15 protein-coding genes are annotated in these 17,616 nt (G+C 68.0%); 13 read left to right on the forward strand and 2 right to left on the reverse strand.

What is annotated here, in order from left to right; translation table 11 throughout:
• Positions 1–8: 8 nt before the first annotated feature.
• The 13 genes from yjfF to mmsB all read left to right on the forward strand — a co-directional run bounded on the left by yjfF (position 9) and on the right by mmsB (position 15,329).
• On the forward strand, positions 9–1,001 hold the full coding sequence (yjfF, locus tag ACQY76_RS18860; protein WP_428030228.1) for a galactofuranose ABC transporter, permease protein YjfF: 993 nt from the start codon (positions 9–11) through the stop codon (positions 999–1,001).
• The gene (locus tag ACQY76_RS18865) at positions 998–1,732 is read left to right on the forward strand and encodes a FadR/GntR family transcriptional regulator (RefSeq protein WP_428030229.1); all 735 of its coding nucleotides are present in this window, start codon (positions 998–1,000) and stop codon (positions 1,730–1,732) included. The genes yjfF and ACQY76_RS18865 overlap by 4 nt, the downstream gene beginning before the upstream one ends.
• 12 nt (positions 1,733–1,744) lie before the next feature.
• A complete protein-coding gene (locus tag ACQY76_RS18870) occupies positions 1,745–3,490 on the forward strand; it encodes an IlvD/Edd family dehydratase (protein ID WP_428030230.1) in 1,746 nt (581 codons plus the stop codon).
• Positions 3,491–3,499: 9 nt separating this feature from the next.
• On the forward strand, positions 3,500–4,432 hold the full coding sequence (locus tag ACQY76_RS18875) for a dihydrodipicolinate synthase family protein (protein WP_428033057.1): 933 nt from the start codon (positions 3,500–3,502) through the stop codon (positions 4,430–4,432).
• Positions 4,432–6,036 (forward strand): aldehyde dehydrogenase (NADP(+)), encoded by a 1,605-nt coding sequence (locus ACQY76_RS18880; protein WP_428030231.1) that lies wholly within the window; start codon positions 4,432–4,434, stop codon positions 6,034–6,036. Before ACQY76_RS18875 ends, ACQY76_RS18880 begins: the two co-directional genes overlap by 1 nt.
• A gap of 76 nt (positions 6,037–6,112) precedes the next feature.
• On the forward strand, positions 6,113–7,039 hold the full coding sequence (locus ACQY76_RS18885) for a Gfo/Idh/MocA family protein (RefSeq protein WP_428030232.1): 927 nt from the start codon (positions 6,113–6,115) through the stop codon (positions 7,037–7,039).
• A 15-nt stretch (positions 7,040–7,054) separates the two neighbouring features.
• The gene (locus ACQY76_RS18890) at positions 7,055–8,860 is read left to right on the forward strand and encodes an IlvD/Edd family dehydratase (protein ID WP_428030233.1); all 1,806 of its coding nucleotides are present in this window, start codon (positions 7,055–7,057) and stop codon (positions 8,858–8,860) included.
• Complete coding sequence (locus ACQY76_RS18895) at positions 8,847–9,767, forward strand: SMP-30/gluconolactonase/LRE family protein (RefSeq protein ID WP_428030234.1); 921 nt, start codon at positions 8,847–8,849, stop codon at positions 9,765–9,767. The genes ACQY76_RS18890 and ACQY76_RS18895 overlap by 14 nt, the downstream gene beginning before the upstream one ends.
• A complete protein-coding gene (locus ACQY76_RS18900) occupies positions 9,767–10,693 on the forward strand; it encodes a 2-dehydro-3-deoxygalactonokinase (protein WP_428030235.1) in 927 nt (308 codons plus the stop codon). The genes ACQY76_RS18895 and ACQY76_RS18900 overlap by 1 nt, the downstream gene beginning before the upstream one ends.
• Complete coding sequence (locus ACQY76_RS18905; protein ID WP_428030236.1) at positions 10,690–11,349, forward strand: 2-dehydro-3-deoxy-6-phosphogalactonate aldolase; 660 nt, start codon at positions 10,690–10,692, stop codon at positions 11,347–11,349. The genes ACQY76_RS18900 and ACQY76_RS18905 overlap by 4 nt, the downstream gene beginning before the upstream one ends.
• 95 nt (positions 11,350–11,444) lie before the next feature.
• The gene (gene chvE / locus ACQY76_RS18910) at positions 11,445–12,524 is read left to right on the forward strand and encodes a multiple monosaccharide ABC transporter substrate-binding protein (RefSeq protein WP_428030237.1); all 1,080 of its coding nucleotides are present in this window, start codon (positions 11,445–11,447) and stop codon (positions 12,522–12,524) included.
• Positions 12,525–12,594: 70 nt separating this feature from the next.
• Positions 12,595–14,145, forward strand: a complete 1,551-nt coding sequence (gene mmsA / locus ACQY76_RS18915; RefSeq protein WP_428030238.1) for a multiple monosaccharide ABC transporter ATP-binding protein — start codon at positions 12,595–12,597, stop codon at positions 14,143–14,145.
• Positions 14,142–15,329, forward strand: a complete 1,188-nt coding sequence (gene mmsB, locus ACQY76_RS18920; RefSeq protein ID WP_428030239.1) for a multiple monosaccharide ABC transporter permease — start codon at positions 14,142–14,144, stop codon at positions 15,327–15,329. Before mmsA ends, mmsB begins: the two co-directional genes overlap by 4 nt.
• A gap of 57 nt (positions 15,330–15,386) precedes the next feature.
• Here mmsB and phnX read toward each other — a convergent pair whose 3' ends face one another.
• Together phnX and pbfA are read right to left on the reverse strand one after the other, a co-directional pair.
• Positions 15,387–16,205, reverse strand: coding sequence for a phosphonoacetaldehyde hydrolase (gene phnX / locus ACQY76_RS18925; RefSeq protein ID WP_428030240.1), 819 nt, complete (start codon positions 16,203–16,205; stop codon positions 15,387–15,389).
• A 42-nt stretch (positions 16,206–16,247) separates the two neighbouring features.
• Complete coding sequence (gene pbfA, locus ACQY76_RS18930; protein WP_428030241.1) at positions 16,248–17,609, reverse strand: (R)-1-hydroxy-2-aminoethylphosphonate ammonia-lyase; 1,362 nt, start codon at positions 17,607–17,609, stop codon at positions 16,248–16,250.
• Between the last annotated feature and the right edge of the window lie 7 nt (positions 17,610–17,616).

The following is a 17,616-nucleotide window of genomic DNA, read 5'->3' on the forward strand; positions in this document are numbered from 1 at the left end:
AGGCGCCGATGTTCCGCTCCCTGAGCCGCCTGACCCCGGTGCTCGCCACCCTGGCGGTGTTCCTCGCCGGTTTCGTCCTCTGCTCGCTGGCCTACCCGAATTTCGCCTCGCTGCGGGTGGTGATGAACCTGCTGACCGACAACGCCTTCCTCGCCATTGTCGCGGTCGGCATGACCTTCGTCATCATCTCGGGCGGCATCGATCTCTCGGTTGGCTCGGTCATCGGCTTCACCACGGTGTTCCTGGCCCTCGCGGTGGAGCGCTGGGGCGTGCCGCCGCCGGCGGCCTTCGTGCTCATCCTCGTCATCTGCGCCGCCTTCGGCGCGGGCATGGGGGCGATCATCCAGTATTTCGAGCTGCCGCCCTTCATCGTCACGCTGGCCGGCATGTTCCTGGCCCGCGGGGTGAGCTTCCTGCTCTCGACGGAATCGATCCCGATTTCCGCCGACCTCTACGCCCACCTGTCCGACTATGCCCTGCGCTTCGAGGGCGGGGCCCGGCTCACCGTGCCGGCGATGATCATGCTGGTGGTGGTTCTCGCCGGCATGGTGCTGCTGCACCTCACCCGCTTCGGCGCCAATGTCTATGCGCTGGGCGGCTCGCGCACCGCGACGGGGCTGATGGGCATCAATGTCGCCCGCACCACGGTGCTCATCTACACCCTCTCCAGCGTGCTTGCCGGGCTCGCGGGAATCGTGTTCTCGCTCTACACCTCGTCGGGCTATTCGCTCTCGGCGGTCGGCGTGGAGCTCGACGCCATCGCCGCGGTGGTGATTGGCGGCACGCTGCTCTCCGGCGGATACGGCTTCATCTTCGGCTCCTTCCTCGGGGTGATGATCCAGGGCCTGATCCAGACCTACATCAGCTTCGACGGCATGCTGTCGAGCTGGTGGGCGAAGATCGCCACCGGCCTGCTGCTGTTCGCCTTCATCGCCTTCCAGCAGCTCACCCTGCATCTGGCCCGCCGCTCGCGGCGCGCCCCGGCCGGAGCCCACCCATGAGCGCGCCAAATGCCTCGCAGATCATCGTCATTCCGGCGCGCCGTTCGCACTCCAACCATGCGGAAGTCGCCCGCACCATCGGCATCGACATCATCTCCGGCCGCTATGGCGAGGGCGCCAAACTGCCGGGCGATGCCGAGCTGACGCTGATCTTCGGTGTGTCGAGGCCGGTGCTGCGCGAGAGCGTCAAGACGCTGGTCGCCAAGGGCCTGCTCTCCACCAAGGCCCGCGTCGGCACCGTGGTGCGCGAGCGCGCCTTTTGGAACATGTTCGACCACGACGTGCTCGCCTGGCATCTAGATGCCGGCATCGACAAGCGCTTCCTGCGCGACCTCTCGGAAATCCGGCTGGCGGTCGAGCCGCGCGCCGCCGCGCTGGCCGCCGAGCGCCGCAATGAGGACGACGTGGCCGTGATGCGCCGGGCGGTGGCGCTGATGAAGAACGAGCCGGGCGCCTCGTCCATCTTCGCCGAGGCCGACCTGACGCTGCATGTCGCCGTCGCCACCGCTTCCGGCAACCCGTTCATGCGCTCCATCGGCGCGGTGATCGAGGCGGCGCTGCGCGCTTCCTTCGTACTCTCCGCCCCCGGCGACGCGCGCGAGCACGACATCGCCGTCGCCGCGCATGAGCGCATCGTCGAGGCGATCGCCGACAAGGATGCGGAGGCCGCCGCCGCCGCAATGACCAATGTGATTTTCAACGGCCTGCGCCGCCATGGCGCGGCAGGCTGAACGGGTGCCCAGATGAGCGATGACGGGTCGAGCAACGACAAGAAGACGCTGCGCAGCCAGAGCTGGTTCGGGCGCCAGGACAAGATGGGCTTCTATTACCGCTCGTTCCTGAAGAATTCCGGCCAGCCGCAGGACCGTTTCGACGGCCGGCCGGTGATCGGCATCTGCAACACCTGGTCCGAGCTGACGCCCTGCAACATCCATTTCCGCGATCTCGCCGAGCATGTGCGGCGCGGCGTGCTGGATGCGGGCGGCTATCCCCTGGAATTTCCCGTCTCCTCGCTTGGCGAGGTGACGATGCGCCCCACCGCCATGCTCTTCCGCAACCTCGCCTCGATGGATGTGGAGGAGGCGATCCGCGCCCATCCGCTCGATGGCGTGGTGCTGCTGATGGGCTGCGACAAGACCACACCCGCCTTGCTGATGGGCGCGGCTTCCGCCGACCTTCCCACCATCGGCGTTTCCGGCGGCCCGCAGCTGCGCGGCAATTATCGCGGCCAGATCATCGGTTCGGGCACCAACATCATCTCGATGAGCGAGCAGCTGCGCGCCGGCGAGATCACCATGGCCGAGTTCCACGAGGCGGAAGCGGGCATGAACCGCTCCTCCGGCTCCTGCATGACAATGGGCACCGCTTCCACCATGGCCTCGATGGTCGAGGCGCTCGGCATCGGCATGCCCGAGAACGCCGCCATCCCCGCCGTGGACGCCCGCCGCAACCTGCTGGCGCGCATGGCCGGGCGGCGTATCGTCGACATGGTACAGGAGGACCTCAAGCCCTCCGACATCCTGACGAGCGACGCCTTCGAGAACGCCATCCGCACGCTGGCGGCGATCGGCGGCTCCACCAATGCGGTGGTGCATCTGCTCGCCATCGCCGGGCGCATCGGCGTGGACCTGACACTCGCCGATTTCGACCGGCTGGGCCGCGACATCCACTGCCTTGTCGACCTGATGCCGTCCGGCCGCTTCCTGATGGAGGATTTCTACTATGCCGGCGGCCTGCCGGCGGTGCTGCGCGCGCTCGGCGAACGCGGCCTGCTGCACAAGGACGCCCGCACGGTGAACGGCCGCACCATGTGGGAGAACGTTTCCGCCGCGCCGAATTGGAACGCCGAGGTCATCACCTCGTTCGAGGCACCCTTCAAGCCCGACGCTGGCATCGCCATCCTAACCGGCAACCTCGCGCCGGACGGCGCCGTCATCAAGCCGTCCGCCGCCTCGCCGCATCTGATGCAGCACACCGGGCGCGCCGTGGTGTTCGAGAGCGTCGAAGAGATGCACCATGGCGTGAACGACGAGGCGCTCGACATCGACGCCTCCTGCATCATGGTGCTGAAGCATTGCGGGCCGAAGGGCTATCCCGGCATGGCGGAGGTTGGCAACATGCCGCTGCCGGCCAAGCTGCTGCGCGAGGGCGTGCGCGACATGATCCGCATTTCCGATGCCCGCATGTCCGGCACCGCCTATGGCACGGTGGTGCTGCATGTCGCCCCGGAGGCGACCGCCGGCGGCCCGCTGGCGCTGGTGAAGAATGGCGACCTGATCACGCTCGACGTGCCGGCCCGCGCGCTGCACCTGCATGTCAGCGCCGAAGACCTCGCCGCCCGCCGTGCCGCCTGGGTCGCGCCGCAGCCGCACGCCGCGCGCGGCTACCAGAAGCTGTATATCGACCATGTGCTGCAGGCCGATCGCGGCGCGGATTTCGACTTCCTCGTGGGGCGCACGGGTTCTCCCGTTCCCCGTGACAATCACTAAGGGTGCATGATGACCAGCATTTCCGCCGCCGGTCCGTATAAGGGCGTCTTCCCCGTCGCCCCGACCGTGTTCGACGCCGAGGGCCGGCTCGATCTCGACGGCCAGAAGCGCGCCATCGATTTCATGATCGACGCCGGCTCGCACGGCCTGTGCATCCTCGCCAACTTCTCCGAGCAGTTCGTGCTCACCGATGACGAGCGCGACCTCGTCATGACCACGGTGCTGGAGCATGTGGCGGGCCGCGTGCCGGTCATCGTCACCACCACCCATTTCGCCACCCATATCTGCGCCGAGCGCTCGAAGCGCGCGCAGGAGGCCGGGGCGGCGATGGTGATGGTGATGCCGCCCTATCACGGCGCCACCTTCCGCGTGCCGGAAGCCTCCGTCTATGCCTTCTACCAGGCCGTCTCCGACGCCATCGACATCCCGATCATGGTGCAGGACGCCCCGGTCGCCGGCACGCCGCTCTCGGTGCCGTTCCTGGCGAAGATGGCGAAGGAGATCGCCAACCTCGCCTATTTCAAGATCGAGGTGCCGCAGGCGGCCAACAAGCTGCGGGCGCTGATCGAGGCTGGCGGCGAGTCCATTGTCGGCCCGTGGGACGGCGAGGAGGCGATCACCCTGATGGCCGATCTCGATGCCGGCGCCACCGGCGCCATGACGGGGGGCGGCTATCCCGACGGCATCCGCGCCATCATCGACCCCTATGCCGCGGGGAATCGCGAGGCGGCGCTGGACGCCTACATGCGCTGGCTGCCGCTGATCAATTACGAGAACCGCCAGGCCGGCTTCGCTACCGCCAAGATCCTCATGCAGGAAGGCGGCGTCATCAAGCATGACACGCTGCGCGCGCCCCTGCCCCCGGTCCACCCGGCCACCCGTGCCGGCCTTTTGGAACTCGCCCGGCGGCTCGACCCGCTCGTGCTGCGGTGGGGCAAGTGATGACCATGCGCGACATCACCGGCGCCCTGCTCATCGGCTCGCGCGACATTGCGGGCGAGCGGCATTTCCACGCGGTCGATCCCGCCACCGGCGCAACGCTGGAGCCGGCCTTCGCCGATGCCGGCCCGGCCGAGGTTGATCAGGCTGCGGCCCTCGCGGCCGATTCCTTCCCCATCTATCGGGCGACGACGCCGGAGCAGCGCGCCGCCTTTCTCGACGCCATCGCCCGCCAGATCGAGGCGCTCGGCGACGCGCTGATCGAACGCGCCGCGCTGGAAACCGGCCTGCCGGTGGCCCGCCTCACCGGCGAGCGCGGCCGCACCACCGGCCAGCTTCGTCTGTTCGCCGGCTGGATACGCAGCGGCGGGGCGGACGAGCCGCGCCTCGACAGCCCGCTTCCCGACCGCAAGCCGCTGCCGCGCGCAGACCTGCGCCTGCGCCATATCGGCATCGGCCCGGTGGCGGTGTTCGGCGCCTCGAATTTCCCGCTCGCCTTCTCGGTGGCGGGCGGCGACACCGCCTCTGCTCTCGCCGCCGGCTGCCCGGTCATCGTCAAGGGCCACCCCGCTCATCCCGGCACGTCGGTGCTGGTCGGCCGCGCCATCCGCGCCGCCGTCCAGGAGGCCGGCCTGCCGGAGGGCGTGTTCTCGCTGCTGACCGGCACCTCGCACGAGCTCGGCGGCGCTCTGGTGGCCGATCCGCGCATCAAGGCGGTGGGCTTCACCGGCTCGCGCGCCGGCGGGCTGGCGCTGTGCCGCATCGCCGCCAATCGCCCGGAGCCGATCCCGGTCTTCGCCGAGATGAGCAGCATCAACCCGGTGTTCCTGCTGCCCGGCGCGCTGCAAGCGCGGGCGGAGGCGCTGGCCACCGGCTTCGTCGCCTCGCTCACCCTGGGCGCCGGCCAGTTCTGCACCAATCCAGGCCTTGTGATCGCCCTGGCGGGCGCACCGCTGGACCGGTTCATCGCCGGTGCCGGGGCTGCCGTTTCAGCCGCAACCGCTGCCACCATGCTCACCCCGGCTATTGCCGGCGCCTATGGCAAGAGCGTCGCCGCGCTGGAGAGCCATCGCGAGGTCGCCGAGATCGCCCACGGCCATGAAGGCGGCCCCAATGGCTGCCGCCCCGCGCTGTTCGTCACCGAGGCAGAGGCATTCCTGCGCGAGCCGGTCCTCTCCCACGAGGTCTTCGGTGCGTCGTCGCTCGTGGTGCGCTGCGCAGATGCCGACGACATGCGGAAAGTGGCCGGCGCGCTGGAAGGCCAGCTCACCGCGACGCTGCATCTCGAACCCTCGGACCACGCCCTCGCGGGCAGCCTGCTGCCGATCCTCGAAGACAAGGCCGGGCGCATCCTCGCCAATGGCTGGCCGACCGGGGTCGAGGTCTGCCATGCCATGGTGCATGGCGGCCCGTTCCCGGCGACCTCGGACCCGCGCTCGACCTCGGTGGGCACGCTCGCCATCCGGCGCTTCCTCCGCCCGGTCTGCTACCAGGACCTGCCGGAAGAACTGCTGCCGGCCGCCGTGCAGGCGGGCAACCCGCTCGGCCTGCCTCGCCTGATGGACGGTTCCATGGCACCGTCGCGCAGCGGCGAGGCGTCATCATGATTTGGCAAGCCTCACTGCACCGATCGGTCGCATCGTCCACCTCATCGTCCTCATCGTCCACGCCGGAACGCCGTCCATGAGCCCGATCCGTCTCGCCATCGTCGGCCTCGGCAAAATCGCCCGCGACCAGCACCTGCCCGCCCTCGCCGCGACGCCGGGGATCGAGCTGGTGGCAGTGGCAAGCCGCAATGCCGCCCTCGACGGCGTCGCTCATTTCGCCACCCTCGCCGAGCTGCTGGCGAGTGGCGAGGCGATTGACGCCGTGGCGCTCTGCACCCCGCCACAGGGGCGACGGGAACTTGCGGAAATGGCGCTAAGGGCCGGCAAACACGTCATTTTGGAGAAGCCGCCCGGCGCCACGGTCAGCGAGCTCGCGCCCCTCGTCGCCGCCGCGCAGGAGACGGGCCGGACCCTTTTCGCCACCTGGCATTCGCGCTTCGCCCCGGCCGTCGAACCCGCCCGCGCCTTCCTCGCCGAGGCCGCCCCCCGCGCGGTGACGATCACCTGGAAGGAGGATGTGCGTGTCTGGCATCCCGGCCAGCGCTGGATCTGGGAGCCGGGCGGGCTGGGCGTTTTCGATCCGGGAATCAACGCCTTGTCGATCCTGACGCGGATCTTGCCCCTCCCGGTTTTCGTGACCGGCGCCGACCTCGCCTTCCCCGCCAACTGCGCCTCGCCCATCGCCGCGACGCTTGATCTGGCGGATGCGGGCGGGCTGGCGGTGCATGCCGATCTCGACTTCCTGCAGACCGGTCCGCAGACCTGGGACATCGCCGTCGAGACCGACCGGGGCACGCTGGTCCTCTCGAAGGGCGGCGCGCTTCTGTCGCTGGACGGGCAGCCGCTCGATCTGCCGCCGGAAGCGGAATATGCCAGCATTTACGCGCACTTCGTGCAGCTTGTTGCGGAAGGCCGGTCGGATGTCGACCTTGCCCCGCTGCAACTCGTGGCGGACGCCTTCCTGCTGGCACGGCGCACGATCGTCGCGCCGTTTCACGATTGAGCCGAGGAGAACGCCATGCACGGCAAAGCCCCGAAGAGCGACCGGCCGCTGCGCTCCCGCGCCTGGTTCGACAATCCCGATAATATCGACATGACCGCGCTCTATCTCGAGCGCTACCTCAATTTCGGCCTCAGCCAGGACGAGTTGCAGGGCGGGCGCCCGATCATCGGCATCGCCCAGACCGGCTCCGACCTGTCCCCCTGCAATCGCCATCATCTCGAACTTGCCAAGCGTACCCGGGACGGCATCCGCGAGGCCGGCGGCATCGCCATCGAATTCCCGGTCCATCCGATCCAGGAAACCGGCAAGCGCCCCACCGCCGGGCTCGACCGCAACCTCGCCTATCTCAGCCTTGTCGAGGTGCTTTACGGCTATCCGCTCGACGGCGTGGTGCTCACCATCGGCTGCGACAAGACCACCCCGGCGCTGCTGATGGCAGCGGCGACGGTGAACATTCCCGCCATTGCCTTGTCGGTCGGGCCGATGCTGAACGGCTGGTACAAGGGCGAGCGCACCGGCTCGGGCACCATCGTGTGGAAGGCCCGCGAACTGCTTGCCGCCGGGGAGATCGACCATGCCGGCTTCGTCAGGCTGGTCGCTTCCTCTGCCCCGTCAACGGGTTACTGCAACACCATGGGCACCGCGACGACGATGAACTCGCTCGCCGAGGCGCTGGGCATGCAGCTGCCGGGCTCCGCCGCCATTCCCGCGCCCTATCGCGACCGGCAGGAAATCGCCTACCGCACCGGCCTGCGCATCGTCGAAATGGTGCATGAGGACCTGAAGCCGTCCGACATCCTTACCCGGGAGGCGTTCCTGAACGCCATCCGCGTCAATTCGGCGATCGGCGGCTCCACCAATGCGCCGGTCCACCTCAACGCGCTGGCCCGCCATGTCGGCGTCGAGCTCTCCATCGACGATTGGCAGACCCATGGCGAGGAGATCCCGCTGCTGGTGAACCTCCAGCCCGCCGGCGAGTATCTCGGCGAGGATTATTACCATGCCGGCGGCGTGCCGGCCGTGGTCAACCAACTGATGCAGCAAGGCCTTATCACCGAGGGGGCGATCACCGCCAACGGGCGCTCCATCGGCGAGAACTGCGCGGGCAAGGAAATCCAGGACGAAGCGGTCATCCGCCCCTATGGCCGGCCGCTAAAGGAGAACGCCGGCTTCCGCGTGCTGCGCGGCAATTTGTTCTCATCGGCCATCATGAAGACCAGCGTTATCAGCGCCCAGTTCCGCGCCCGCTACCTCGCCAATCCGGACGACCCCGAGGCCTTCGAGGGCCGCGCCGTGGTTTTCGACGGGCCGGAGGACTACCACGCCCGCATCGACGACCCCGCTCTCGCGATCGACGACATGTGCATCCTGTTCATGCGCGGCGCCGGCCCGATCGGCTATCCCGGCGCGGCCGAGGTGGTCAATATGCGGGCGCCCGACTACCTCATCAAGGCGGGCGTGCACGCGCTGCCCTGCATCGGCGACGGGCGGCAGTCCGGTACGTCGGGTTCGCCCTCCATCCTCAACGCCTCGCCGGAAGCGGCGATTGGCGGCGGGCTGGCCCTGCTGCGCACGGGTGACCGTGTTCGCATCGACCTGAAGCGCAACAGCGCCAACATGCTGGTTTCCGACGACGAACTCGCCCGCCGCCGCGCGGAGCTTGAAGCAGCCGGCGGCTATGCCTACCCGTCCAGCCAGACGCCCTGGCAGGAAATCCAGCGCAGCTTCGTAGGGCAACTGGAGACCGGCGCCGTTCTGGAACCGGCCGTGCGCTACCAGCGCATCGCCCAGACCAAGGGGTTGCCCCGTGACAATCACTAGCTGGCATCCCCTCGATTCAACGCGCGCCGCCGAAGGCATCGCACGGCTCGGCGCGGAGCGCTGCCATCTCGGCGAAGGGCCGAGCTATGACGCGTCGAGCGACACCGCGTGGTGGTTCGACATCATCGAGCGTCGCCTGTTCGAAGCGCGGCTCGGCCCAGGCGAGATTGTCATCCATCCCCTGCCCGCCATGGCGAGCGCTCTGGCCTACGTGGACGACCGCCGCCAGTTGCTCGTGACCGAGCACGGGCTGGTCCTGCGCGACCTCGCCGGCGGCCGCCTGGAGCGGGTGGCGTCAGTCGAGGCCGACAACCCGGCGACCCGCTCGAACGATGCCCGCGTTCATCCCAGCGGCACCTTGTGGTTCAGCACCATGGGACGCAACGCCGAGACGGGCGCGGGCACGGTCTATGCGTTCCGGGACGGTACGGTGACGCCCCTGTTTCCTGGCATATCGATTCCCAACGCCATCTGCTTCTCTACGGATGGGATGACTGGCTATTTCGCCGACACGGCGGCCGGGCGGCTTCACCGGGTGCGTCTCGACCCCGGCACGGGACTGCCACTGGAGGCGCCGACGCTGCTGCATCGCCATGCCGGCGAAGGCGGCCTTGACGGCGCCGTCACCGATGCCGGCGGTCTGATCTGGTGCGCCATCTGGGGCGGGGCGCGGCTAAACGCCTATTCGCCCGAGGGCGAGCTCGTGCGCAGCGTCGCGACGCCCGCGCGGCAGACGAGCTGCCCGGTCTTCGTCGGGGCGGCCTTTGACCGGGTGCTCGTGACCTCGGCATGGGAGGGCATGGACGACGCCGCCCGCGCAGCTGATCCGGAGCACGGCCGCACCTTCCTCGTCGATGTCGGCGCGCGCGGCCGCACCGAGCCGCGCGTCCGGCTGGGGGGCCTGTGATGGACGGCGTCTCGCACATCGCCGTCGACTGGGGCACGTCGAGCTTTCGCCTGTGGGCGCTCGACCGTGCCGGACGCGTGCTGGCGGAGCGGCGCAGCGCGCAGGGCCTAGCCACGTCGGCCGTGGAAGGTTTCGAGGCCGTGCTGGAAAGCCATCTTGCCGCGCTGGCCATCCCCGATGGCGTGCCGGTGATGATGTGCGGCATGGTGGGCTCGCGCGCGGGATGGGTCGAAGCGGCCTATGTCGACACGCCCGCCAGCCTCGACCGGCTGGCTGACAAGGCCGCGCATGTTCCCTCCGTACGGCGCCTGATTCGCATCCTTCCCGGCATCGCCCAGCGCGGTACGGAAGGGGCGGACGTGATGCGCGGGGAGGAGACCCAGCTCCTGCCGCTTGTCGCGACCGGCTTCGAGGGGCTCGCCTGCCTGCCGGGCACCCATTCCAAATGGGTGCTGGTCGAGGGCGGCGAGATCAGGCGCTTTGCCACCTTCATGACTGGCGAGCTTTTCCATCTGCTGCGCAGCACCTCGATCGTCGCGCCGGCGGTCGAAGCCGCGACAGCCGTCGACCCCCGTTCGGACGCGTTCACGCGCGGCGTCCGCGACGGCCTTGCCGCGCCGGAGAGGCTGGGCAATTTGCTCTTCCGCCTGCGGGCCTGCTGGCTGCTGGAGGGCGGGGGGCCGAACGAAACGCTGGCGCGGCTTTCCGGCCTGCTGCTCGGTGGCGAGCTGGCCGGGGCCGCGCGTTTCGGCGCGTCCGGCAATGTCGCGCTGATCGCCTCGGGAGCGGCGGCGGAGCTCTATCGGACCGCCCTCGCGATTGCCGGCGTCGACCGTGTCATGCTGCACGACGCCGATGAATTCGTCCGGGCCGGGCTGCACGCCGCGGCCCTCAGCGCCTTCCGGCTCGAAAGGGCTCCCGCATGAGTACCCCCTCCCTCCGTCGCATTCCCTGGCCGACGATGCGCCGCTCGCTGGTCGCCATCCTGCGCGGCCTGCGCCCACAGGAGGCCGAGGCGGTCGTCGGCGCGCTGATCGAGGAAGGGCTCGAGGCGATCGAGATCCCGCTGAACTCGCCCGAGCCGTTCCGCTCCATCGCCATGGTCGCCCGCACGGCGCCATCCGACGTGCTGATCGGCGCTGGAACGGTGCTGTCGGTCGAGGATGTCGACCGGCTGAACGAAGCCGGCGGGCGGCTGATGGTTAGCCCGAATGTCGATCCCGACGTCATTGCCCGCGCGAGTGGCCACGGCATGGTCACCATGCCCGGCGTGGTGACCCCGACCGAAGCGCTCGCTGCGGTGAAGGCCGGCGCCTCGGGGCTGAAGTTCTTCCCCGCCAATCTGCTGGGCCCATCGATCATCCAGGCGATCACGGTGATCCTGCCGCCCGGCACGGTGGTCGGCGCGGTCGGTGGCGTCGGCGAGGCGGAGTTCGCCGCCTATGCGGCCGCCGGCATTCGCACCTTCGGTCTTGGCTCCAGCCTCTACAAGCCCGGTTCCACGGCGGACGAGGTGCGGGCGAAGGCCCGTGCGGTCATCGCCGCCTATGACGCGGCCTTCCCTCCAGATGGGGAGGCTTGACGCACCCAGGCTTCCGACCCGAACCCGATGCGGGCCCTCCCGCCAAAAACCCGGCATGCCAAAGGCGGCCATCAACAGTCACAAGGGAGTTCATCATGAAACGCCTGACCACACGCCTGCTCACGACCACGCTTTCCGCTCTGGCGCTTGGCGCCCTCGCCTTCACCGTCCCCGCCTCTGCCCAGGACAAGGCGACGGTCGGCATCGCCATGCCGACGAAATCCTCCGCCCGCTGGATCGCCGACGGCGACAACATGGTGAAGGTGCTCAAGGAGCGCGGCTACAATACCGATCTGCAATATGCCGAGGACGACATCCCCAACCAGCTCTCGCAGATCGAGAACATGGTGACCAAGGGCGCCAAGGTGCTGGTCATCGCCTCGATCGACGGCACCACGCTTTCCGACGTGCTGAAGCAGGCGCATGACAAGGGTATCAAGGTCATCGCCTATGACCGCCTGATCCGCGAGACGCCGAATGTCGACTATTACGCGACCTTCGACAATTTCCAGGTCGGCGTGCTGCAGGCGCAGTCGCTGCTGAAGGGCCTTGGCTATCCCGAGAACAAGGGCCCGTTCAACGTCGAGCTGTTCGGCGGCTCGCCGGACGATAACAACGCCTACTTCTTCTACGACGGCGCGCTCTCGGTGCTGAAGCCGCTGATCGACAACGGCACGCTGAAGATTCCGTCCGGCCAGACCGGCATGGACAAGGTGTCGACCCTGCGCTGGGACGGCGCCACCGCCCAGGCCCGCATGGACAACCTGCTCAGCGCCTACTACTCGGACAAGAAGCTCAACGGCGTGCTGTCGCCCTATGACGGCCTGTCCATCGGCATCCTGTCCTCGCTCAAGGGCGTGGGCTACGGCTCGGGCGACATGAAGATGCCGGTCGTCACCGGCCAGGACGCCGAAGTGCCGTCCATGAAGTCGATCCTGGCCGGCGAGCAGTATTCGACCATCTTCAAGGACACCCGCGAACTCGCCAAGGTGACCGCCGACATGGTCGATGCCACCCTGACCGGCAAGCAGCCGACCGTGAACGACACCAAGACCTACAATAACGGCGTCAAGGTCGTGCCGTCCTACCTGCTCAAGCCGGTAGTGGTCGACAAGTCCAACTGGGAAGCGGTGCTGATCGGCTCCGGCTACTACAAGCCGGGCGAGATCAACTGACACGTCACATGAGCGCCGAGACCCGCGCCGGCGATCCTCGCCGGTGCGGGTCCGCGTCACGGAGCGAGCCATGAACGCTCTTCTGGAAATGCAGGGCATCAGCAAGCACTTCACCGGGGTGAAGGCGCTCAGCGATGTCACCCTTACCGTCCGGCCCGGCGAAATCCACGCGCTGGTCGGGGAAAACGGTGCCGGCAAATCGACCCTCATGAAGGTGCTGAGCGGGGTGTACCCGCACGGCTCCTATGAGGGCGCCATCATCTTCGACGGCGAGGAGCGGCGCTTCGGCGACATCACTGCCTCGGAGGCGCTGGGCATCATCATCATCCATCAGGAACTCGCCCTGATCCCGCTGCTGTCGATCGCCGAAAACATCTTCATCGCCAACCCGCCCGGGCGCTTCGGCGTCATCGATCGCGGGATGGTGCACCGACGCACGAAGGAATTGCTCGCCAAGGTCGGGCTGGACGAATCCCCCGACACGCTGGTGACCAATATCGGCGTGGGAAAGCAGCAACTGGTCGAGATCGCCAAGGCGCTCTCCAAGAGGGTGCGCCTGCTCATCCTCGACGAGCCGACCGCCAGCCTGTCCGAGAAGGACAGCGCGGCGCTGCTCGACCTGCTGCTGGAATTCAAGGCGCACGGCATCGCCTCCATCCTCATCTCGCACAAGCTGAACGAGGTCTCCAAGGTCGCCGACCGCATCACCGTGCTGCGCGACGGCCGGACCGTGGACACGCTGGACTGCCACGACGGCGCGGTCGAGGAAGACCGCATCATCGCCAAGATGGTCGACCGCGATCTGGAGCACCGCTACCCCAAGCGCGAGCCGCACATTGGCGAGCCGATCTTCAAGGTGACGGACTGGTCGGCGTATCACCCGCTGCATTCCGACCGACAGGTCATCAAGAACGTCGATTTCGAGGTCCGGCGCGGCGAGATCGTCGGCATTGCCGGGCTGATGGGCGCGGGACGCACCGAATTCGCCATGAGCATCTTCGGCCGCTCCTGGGGGCAGAAGATCACCGGCCGGGCGGAACTCGACGGGCGCGTGGCCGACCTCTCCACCGTGCGCCGCGCCATCGACACCGGTCTCGCCTATGTCACCGAGGACCGCAAGCAGCTCGGCCTGCTGCTGGCGGAAGATATCCGCAAGAACGTCACCCTCGCCAACCTATCGGCCATCGCGCCGGGCAAGGTGATCGACGACCTGAAGGAACTGCGCGTCGCCTCCGACTATCGCGGGCGGATGCACATACGCTGCCACAGCGTGTTCCAGGAAACCGGCAAGCTTTCCGGCGGCAACCAGCAGAAGGTGGTGCTGTCCAAATGGCTGTTCACCGACCCCAAGGTGCTGATCCTCGACGAGCCGACGCGCGGCATCGATGTCGGCGCCAAATATGAAATCTACTGCATCATCAACGAGCTGGCGGATGCCGGCAAGGGCGTGGTGGTGATCTCCTCGGAAATGCCGGAACTGCTCGGCATCTGCGACCGCATCTGCGTCATGAACGAGGGCGCCTTCGTCGGCGAATTCCCCGCAGCCGAAGCCACGCAGGAAAAGATCATGCGCGCCATCATGCGCAAGGGAGAGCAACGCCCCATGGAGGCACTGGCATGAGCGACACCGCGCTGAAGGACAAGGCGCATCACGCCGGCTTCCTGAAGAACAACCTGCGCGAATACGGGATGCTAATCTCGCTTTTCGCGATCATGATCTTCTTCGAGGTGGTGACCAGTGGGACGCTGATGCGGCCGCTCAACCTCACCAACCTGGTGCTGCAGAACAGCTACATCGTCATCATGGCGCTGGGCATGCTGCTGGTCATCGTCACCGGTCATATCGACCTGTCGGTGGGCTCCGTCGCCGGCTTCATCGGCGCCGTCGCCGCCGTGCTGATGGTGAAGTTCAATGTCCACTACATCCCCGCGACGCTGATCTGCCTGGCGCTGGGCGGGCTCATCGGGGCGGCGCAGGGCTATTGGGTGGCCTATTTCAGGATACCGTCCTTCATCGTCACCCTCGCCGGCATGCTGGTGTTCAAGGGCCTCGCTCTGGCGATCCTGGCGGGCCAGTCCGTCGGCCCATTCCCTCCCACCTTCCAGAAGCTCTCCTCCGGCTTCATCCCGGAACTGGTGCCCGATGCCGGCGCGCTCTACCCCACCTCGCTGGCGGTGGGCACGCTTCTGGCGCTGGCCATGGTCTGGCTCAACTTTCGTGGCCGCGCCCGGCAGGAAGCGCATCATGTCGAAACCGAGCCCTATGGCTTCTTCGTCGCCAAGAACGTCATCCTGTTCGGCATCATCGTCTATTTCGCCTATCTGATCGCCTCGCATCGCGGGCTGCCGAACGTGCTGGTCATCATGACCGCGCTGATCGCGCTCTACGCCTTCGTCACCACGCGCACCACCATCGGGCGGCAGATCTACGCCGTCGGCGGCAATGAGAAGGCGGCCAAGCTCTCCGGTATCAAGACCGAGCGGCTCACCTTCCTCACCTTCGTCAATATGGGGGTACTGGCGGCGCTGGCGGGCCTCGTCTTCGCCGCGCGGTTGAACACGGCGACGCCGAAGGCCGGTCTCGGCTTCGAGCTTGACGTCATCGCCGCCTGCTTCATCGGCGGCGCCTCCGCCTATGGCGGCGTGGGACGCGTCGGCGGCGCGGTGATCGGCGCGCTGATCATGGGCGTGATGAACAACGGCATGTCGATCCTCGGCATCGGCATCGACTACCAGCAGGTCATCAAGGGTCTCGTCCTGCTCGGCGCCGTCTGCCTCGACGTCTACAATCAGAAGCGGTCCTGACCCGGATCGACCGCGCCTCCTTGTCGACGCCCGGAAGGCGCCGGCAAGCATGCCCAGTCAGGGGCGCTCGCCCCGGGCGAGACGGCCATTGATGGCGGCGAGCACCGGCATCAGGTCGGACACCCCGTCGACCACATAATGCGCCCCGGCCGCCGCCAGCTTTTCCGCCGCCGAACGCCGGCGCATGGCAAATTCCTGCGCCGAAAGCGCCGCCGTATCGGCCTTGGAGAGGCCGAACACGTTGCCGGTCACCGCCACGCCGACCGTCCAGGCGCCGCCATTCAAGCCCTCGCCGATGCCGACCTCGGTGTCGTCCACCTTCACCGCCGCCCATGCGGGATGCACCTGCAGTTCGGTCAGCACCTTCCACATCAGGAAGGGCGTCGGCCGCCCGTCCGGCGCGTCGCCGGTGCAGGCCATGGCGTCGGAGGTGAAGCCCTGCTCGGCCGCGATGGGGGTGATCCTGGCCATGATCTCACGCGTGTAGCCGGTGGTGCTGCCGATCTTCAGCCCCTCGGCGCGCAGCGCCGCCGCTGTCGTCGCCGCGCCGGGAATGAGCTCGGCATAGTCCGCCGCCACGGCGATGTTCTTCGGCACGAACACCGCATACACCGCATCGATATCCGCCTCGGTGGGCGCGTGGCCGTGCACGCGCTGCCACTCGGCGGCGATGCGCGGCATGGCGAGCAGCGCCGCCACATGCGGGCGCTTGGCCATGCCCATCGGCACCCGCGCCTCGTCGACGCTGATGCCGACGTCGAATTCGCGGAAGGCATCGACAAAGGCGCCCATCGGCGCCAGCGAGCCAAAATCGACGACGGTGCCCGCCCAGTCGAAGACGACGGCCTTGAGGTGAGACAGTGACATGGCGTTCATCCGGTTCGAGATCTGCGTGGGCGTCAAGGTCAGGCGGGCATATCAGCCCGCGAGGATGGCCGCTTCGACAATGTCGAGCGCCCGGTCGAGGTCCTCGCGCGCAATGACCAGCGGCGGCGAAAGGGTGAGCACGTTGCCCTGGCTGATCTTGAAGCTCAGGCCCGCTTCCAGGCAACGGTAATACACCGCCTCGGCCAGTTCCCTGTGCGGCTGGCGGTCCGTCTTGTCGACGACCATTTCCACCCCGATCAGCAATCCACGCCCGCGAACATCGCCTATGTGCGGCGAACGGACCATCAGGTCGTGCAGGCGCGCCATCGCGTGCTCGCCGAGTTCGGCCGCCCGCTCGGCAAGGCCCTCCTCGCGGATAATGGCGAGCGTGGTCAACGCCGCGCGGGCGGTTACCGGGTTCTTCTCATGTGTGTAGTGGCCGATGGCATAGTCGCCGGCGACGTCAAGATCGTGACGCGCGATCACCGCCGCAATCGGCAGGATGCCGCCACCCAGCGCCTTGCCCAGCACGATGATGTCCGGCGTCACCCCATCATGCTCGCTGGCAAACAGCCGGCCCGTCTTGCCGAGCCCGGTGGGGATCTCGTCGAAGATCAGCAGCGTGCCATGGCGGTCGCAGGCCGCGCGCACCGCCTTCCAGAAGCCCGGCGCCGGCACCAGCGGCGTGGCGCGCATTGGCTCGGCGATGAAGGCAGCGATATCGCCTTCCCGTCCCAGCACATAGGAGATCATGGCGGCGCAGGCGCGCGCCGAATCCTCAAGATTGTCGTGCCCATAGGCGCAGCCATGCCCGGCCCAGGGCGCGACGTGCTCGGCCCCCGGCAGCAGCGGGCCGGCGATGCCGGAGCGGAACGTCGCCTCGCCGCCGACGCTCGACGCGCCAAATCCCGCGCCGTGGAACGCGTCCCAGAAGGACAGCGTCTTGAAGCGGCCAGTGGCGGCCCGCGCCAGTTTCAGCGCCACTTCCACGGCGTCGGAACCGCCTGTCGTGAACAGCACCTTGTCCAGCGTGCCGGGCGCCAGCCGCCCCAGCGTCTCCGCGAGCTCCACCGCCGGCGCGCAGGTGAAGCGGCGCGGAGCGAAGCACAGATCGTCGAGTTGCACCTTGATCGCCGCTTTCAGCCGTGGGTGGCCATAGCCGATGTGGTGGACGCTATTGCCATGGAAATCCATGGTGCGGCGGCCGCTCGTGTCCTCGATCCAGATACCCTCTGCCTTGGCGATGGCCGACACGCACGGGCTTGAGAGGCTCTGGTGCAGGAATGCGTCGGAATCGCGCCGCAGGAGGTCAGCGGTGACCCGGTCCTGCCGACGCGCCGCCCACGCGGCGCGTGCCGCCGACGTATTGGATTCGCCCTCGGTATGCACCAAGGAGGGCGACGGGGAGGACATGCGGGTC

Source organism: Ancylobacter sp. (assembly GCF_965279025.1).
Taxonomy (GTDB): domain Bacteria; phylum Pseudomonadota; class Alphaproteobacteria; order Rhizobiales; family Xanthobacteraceae; genus Ancylobacter.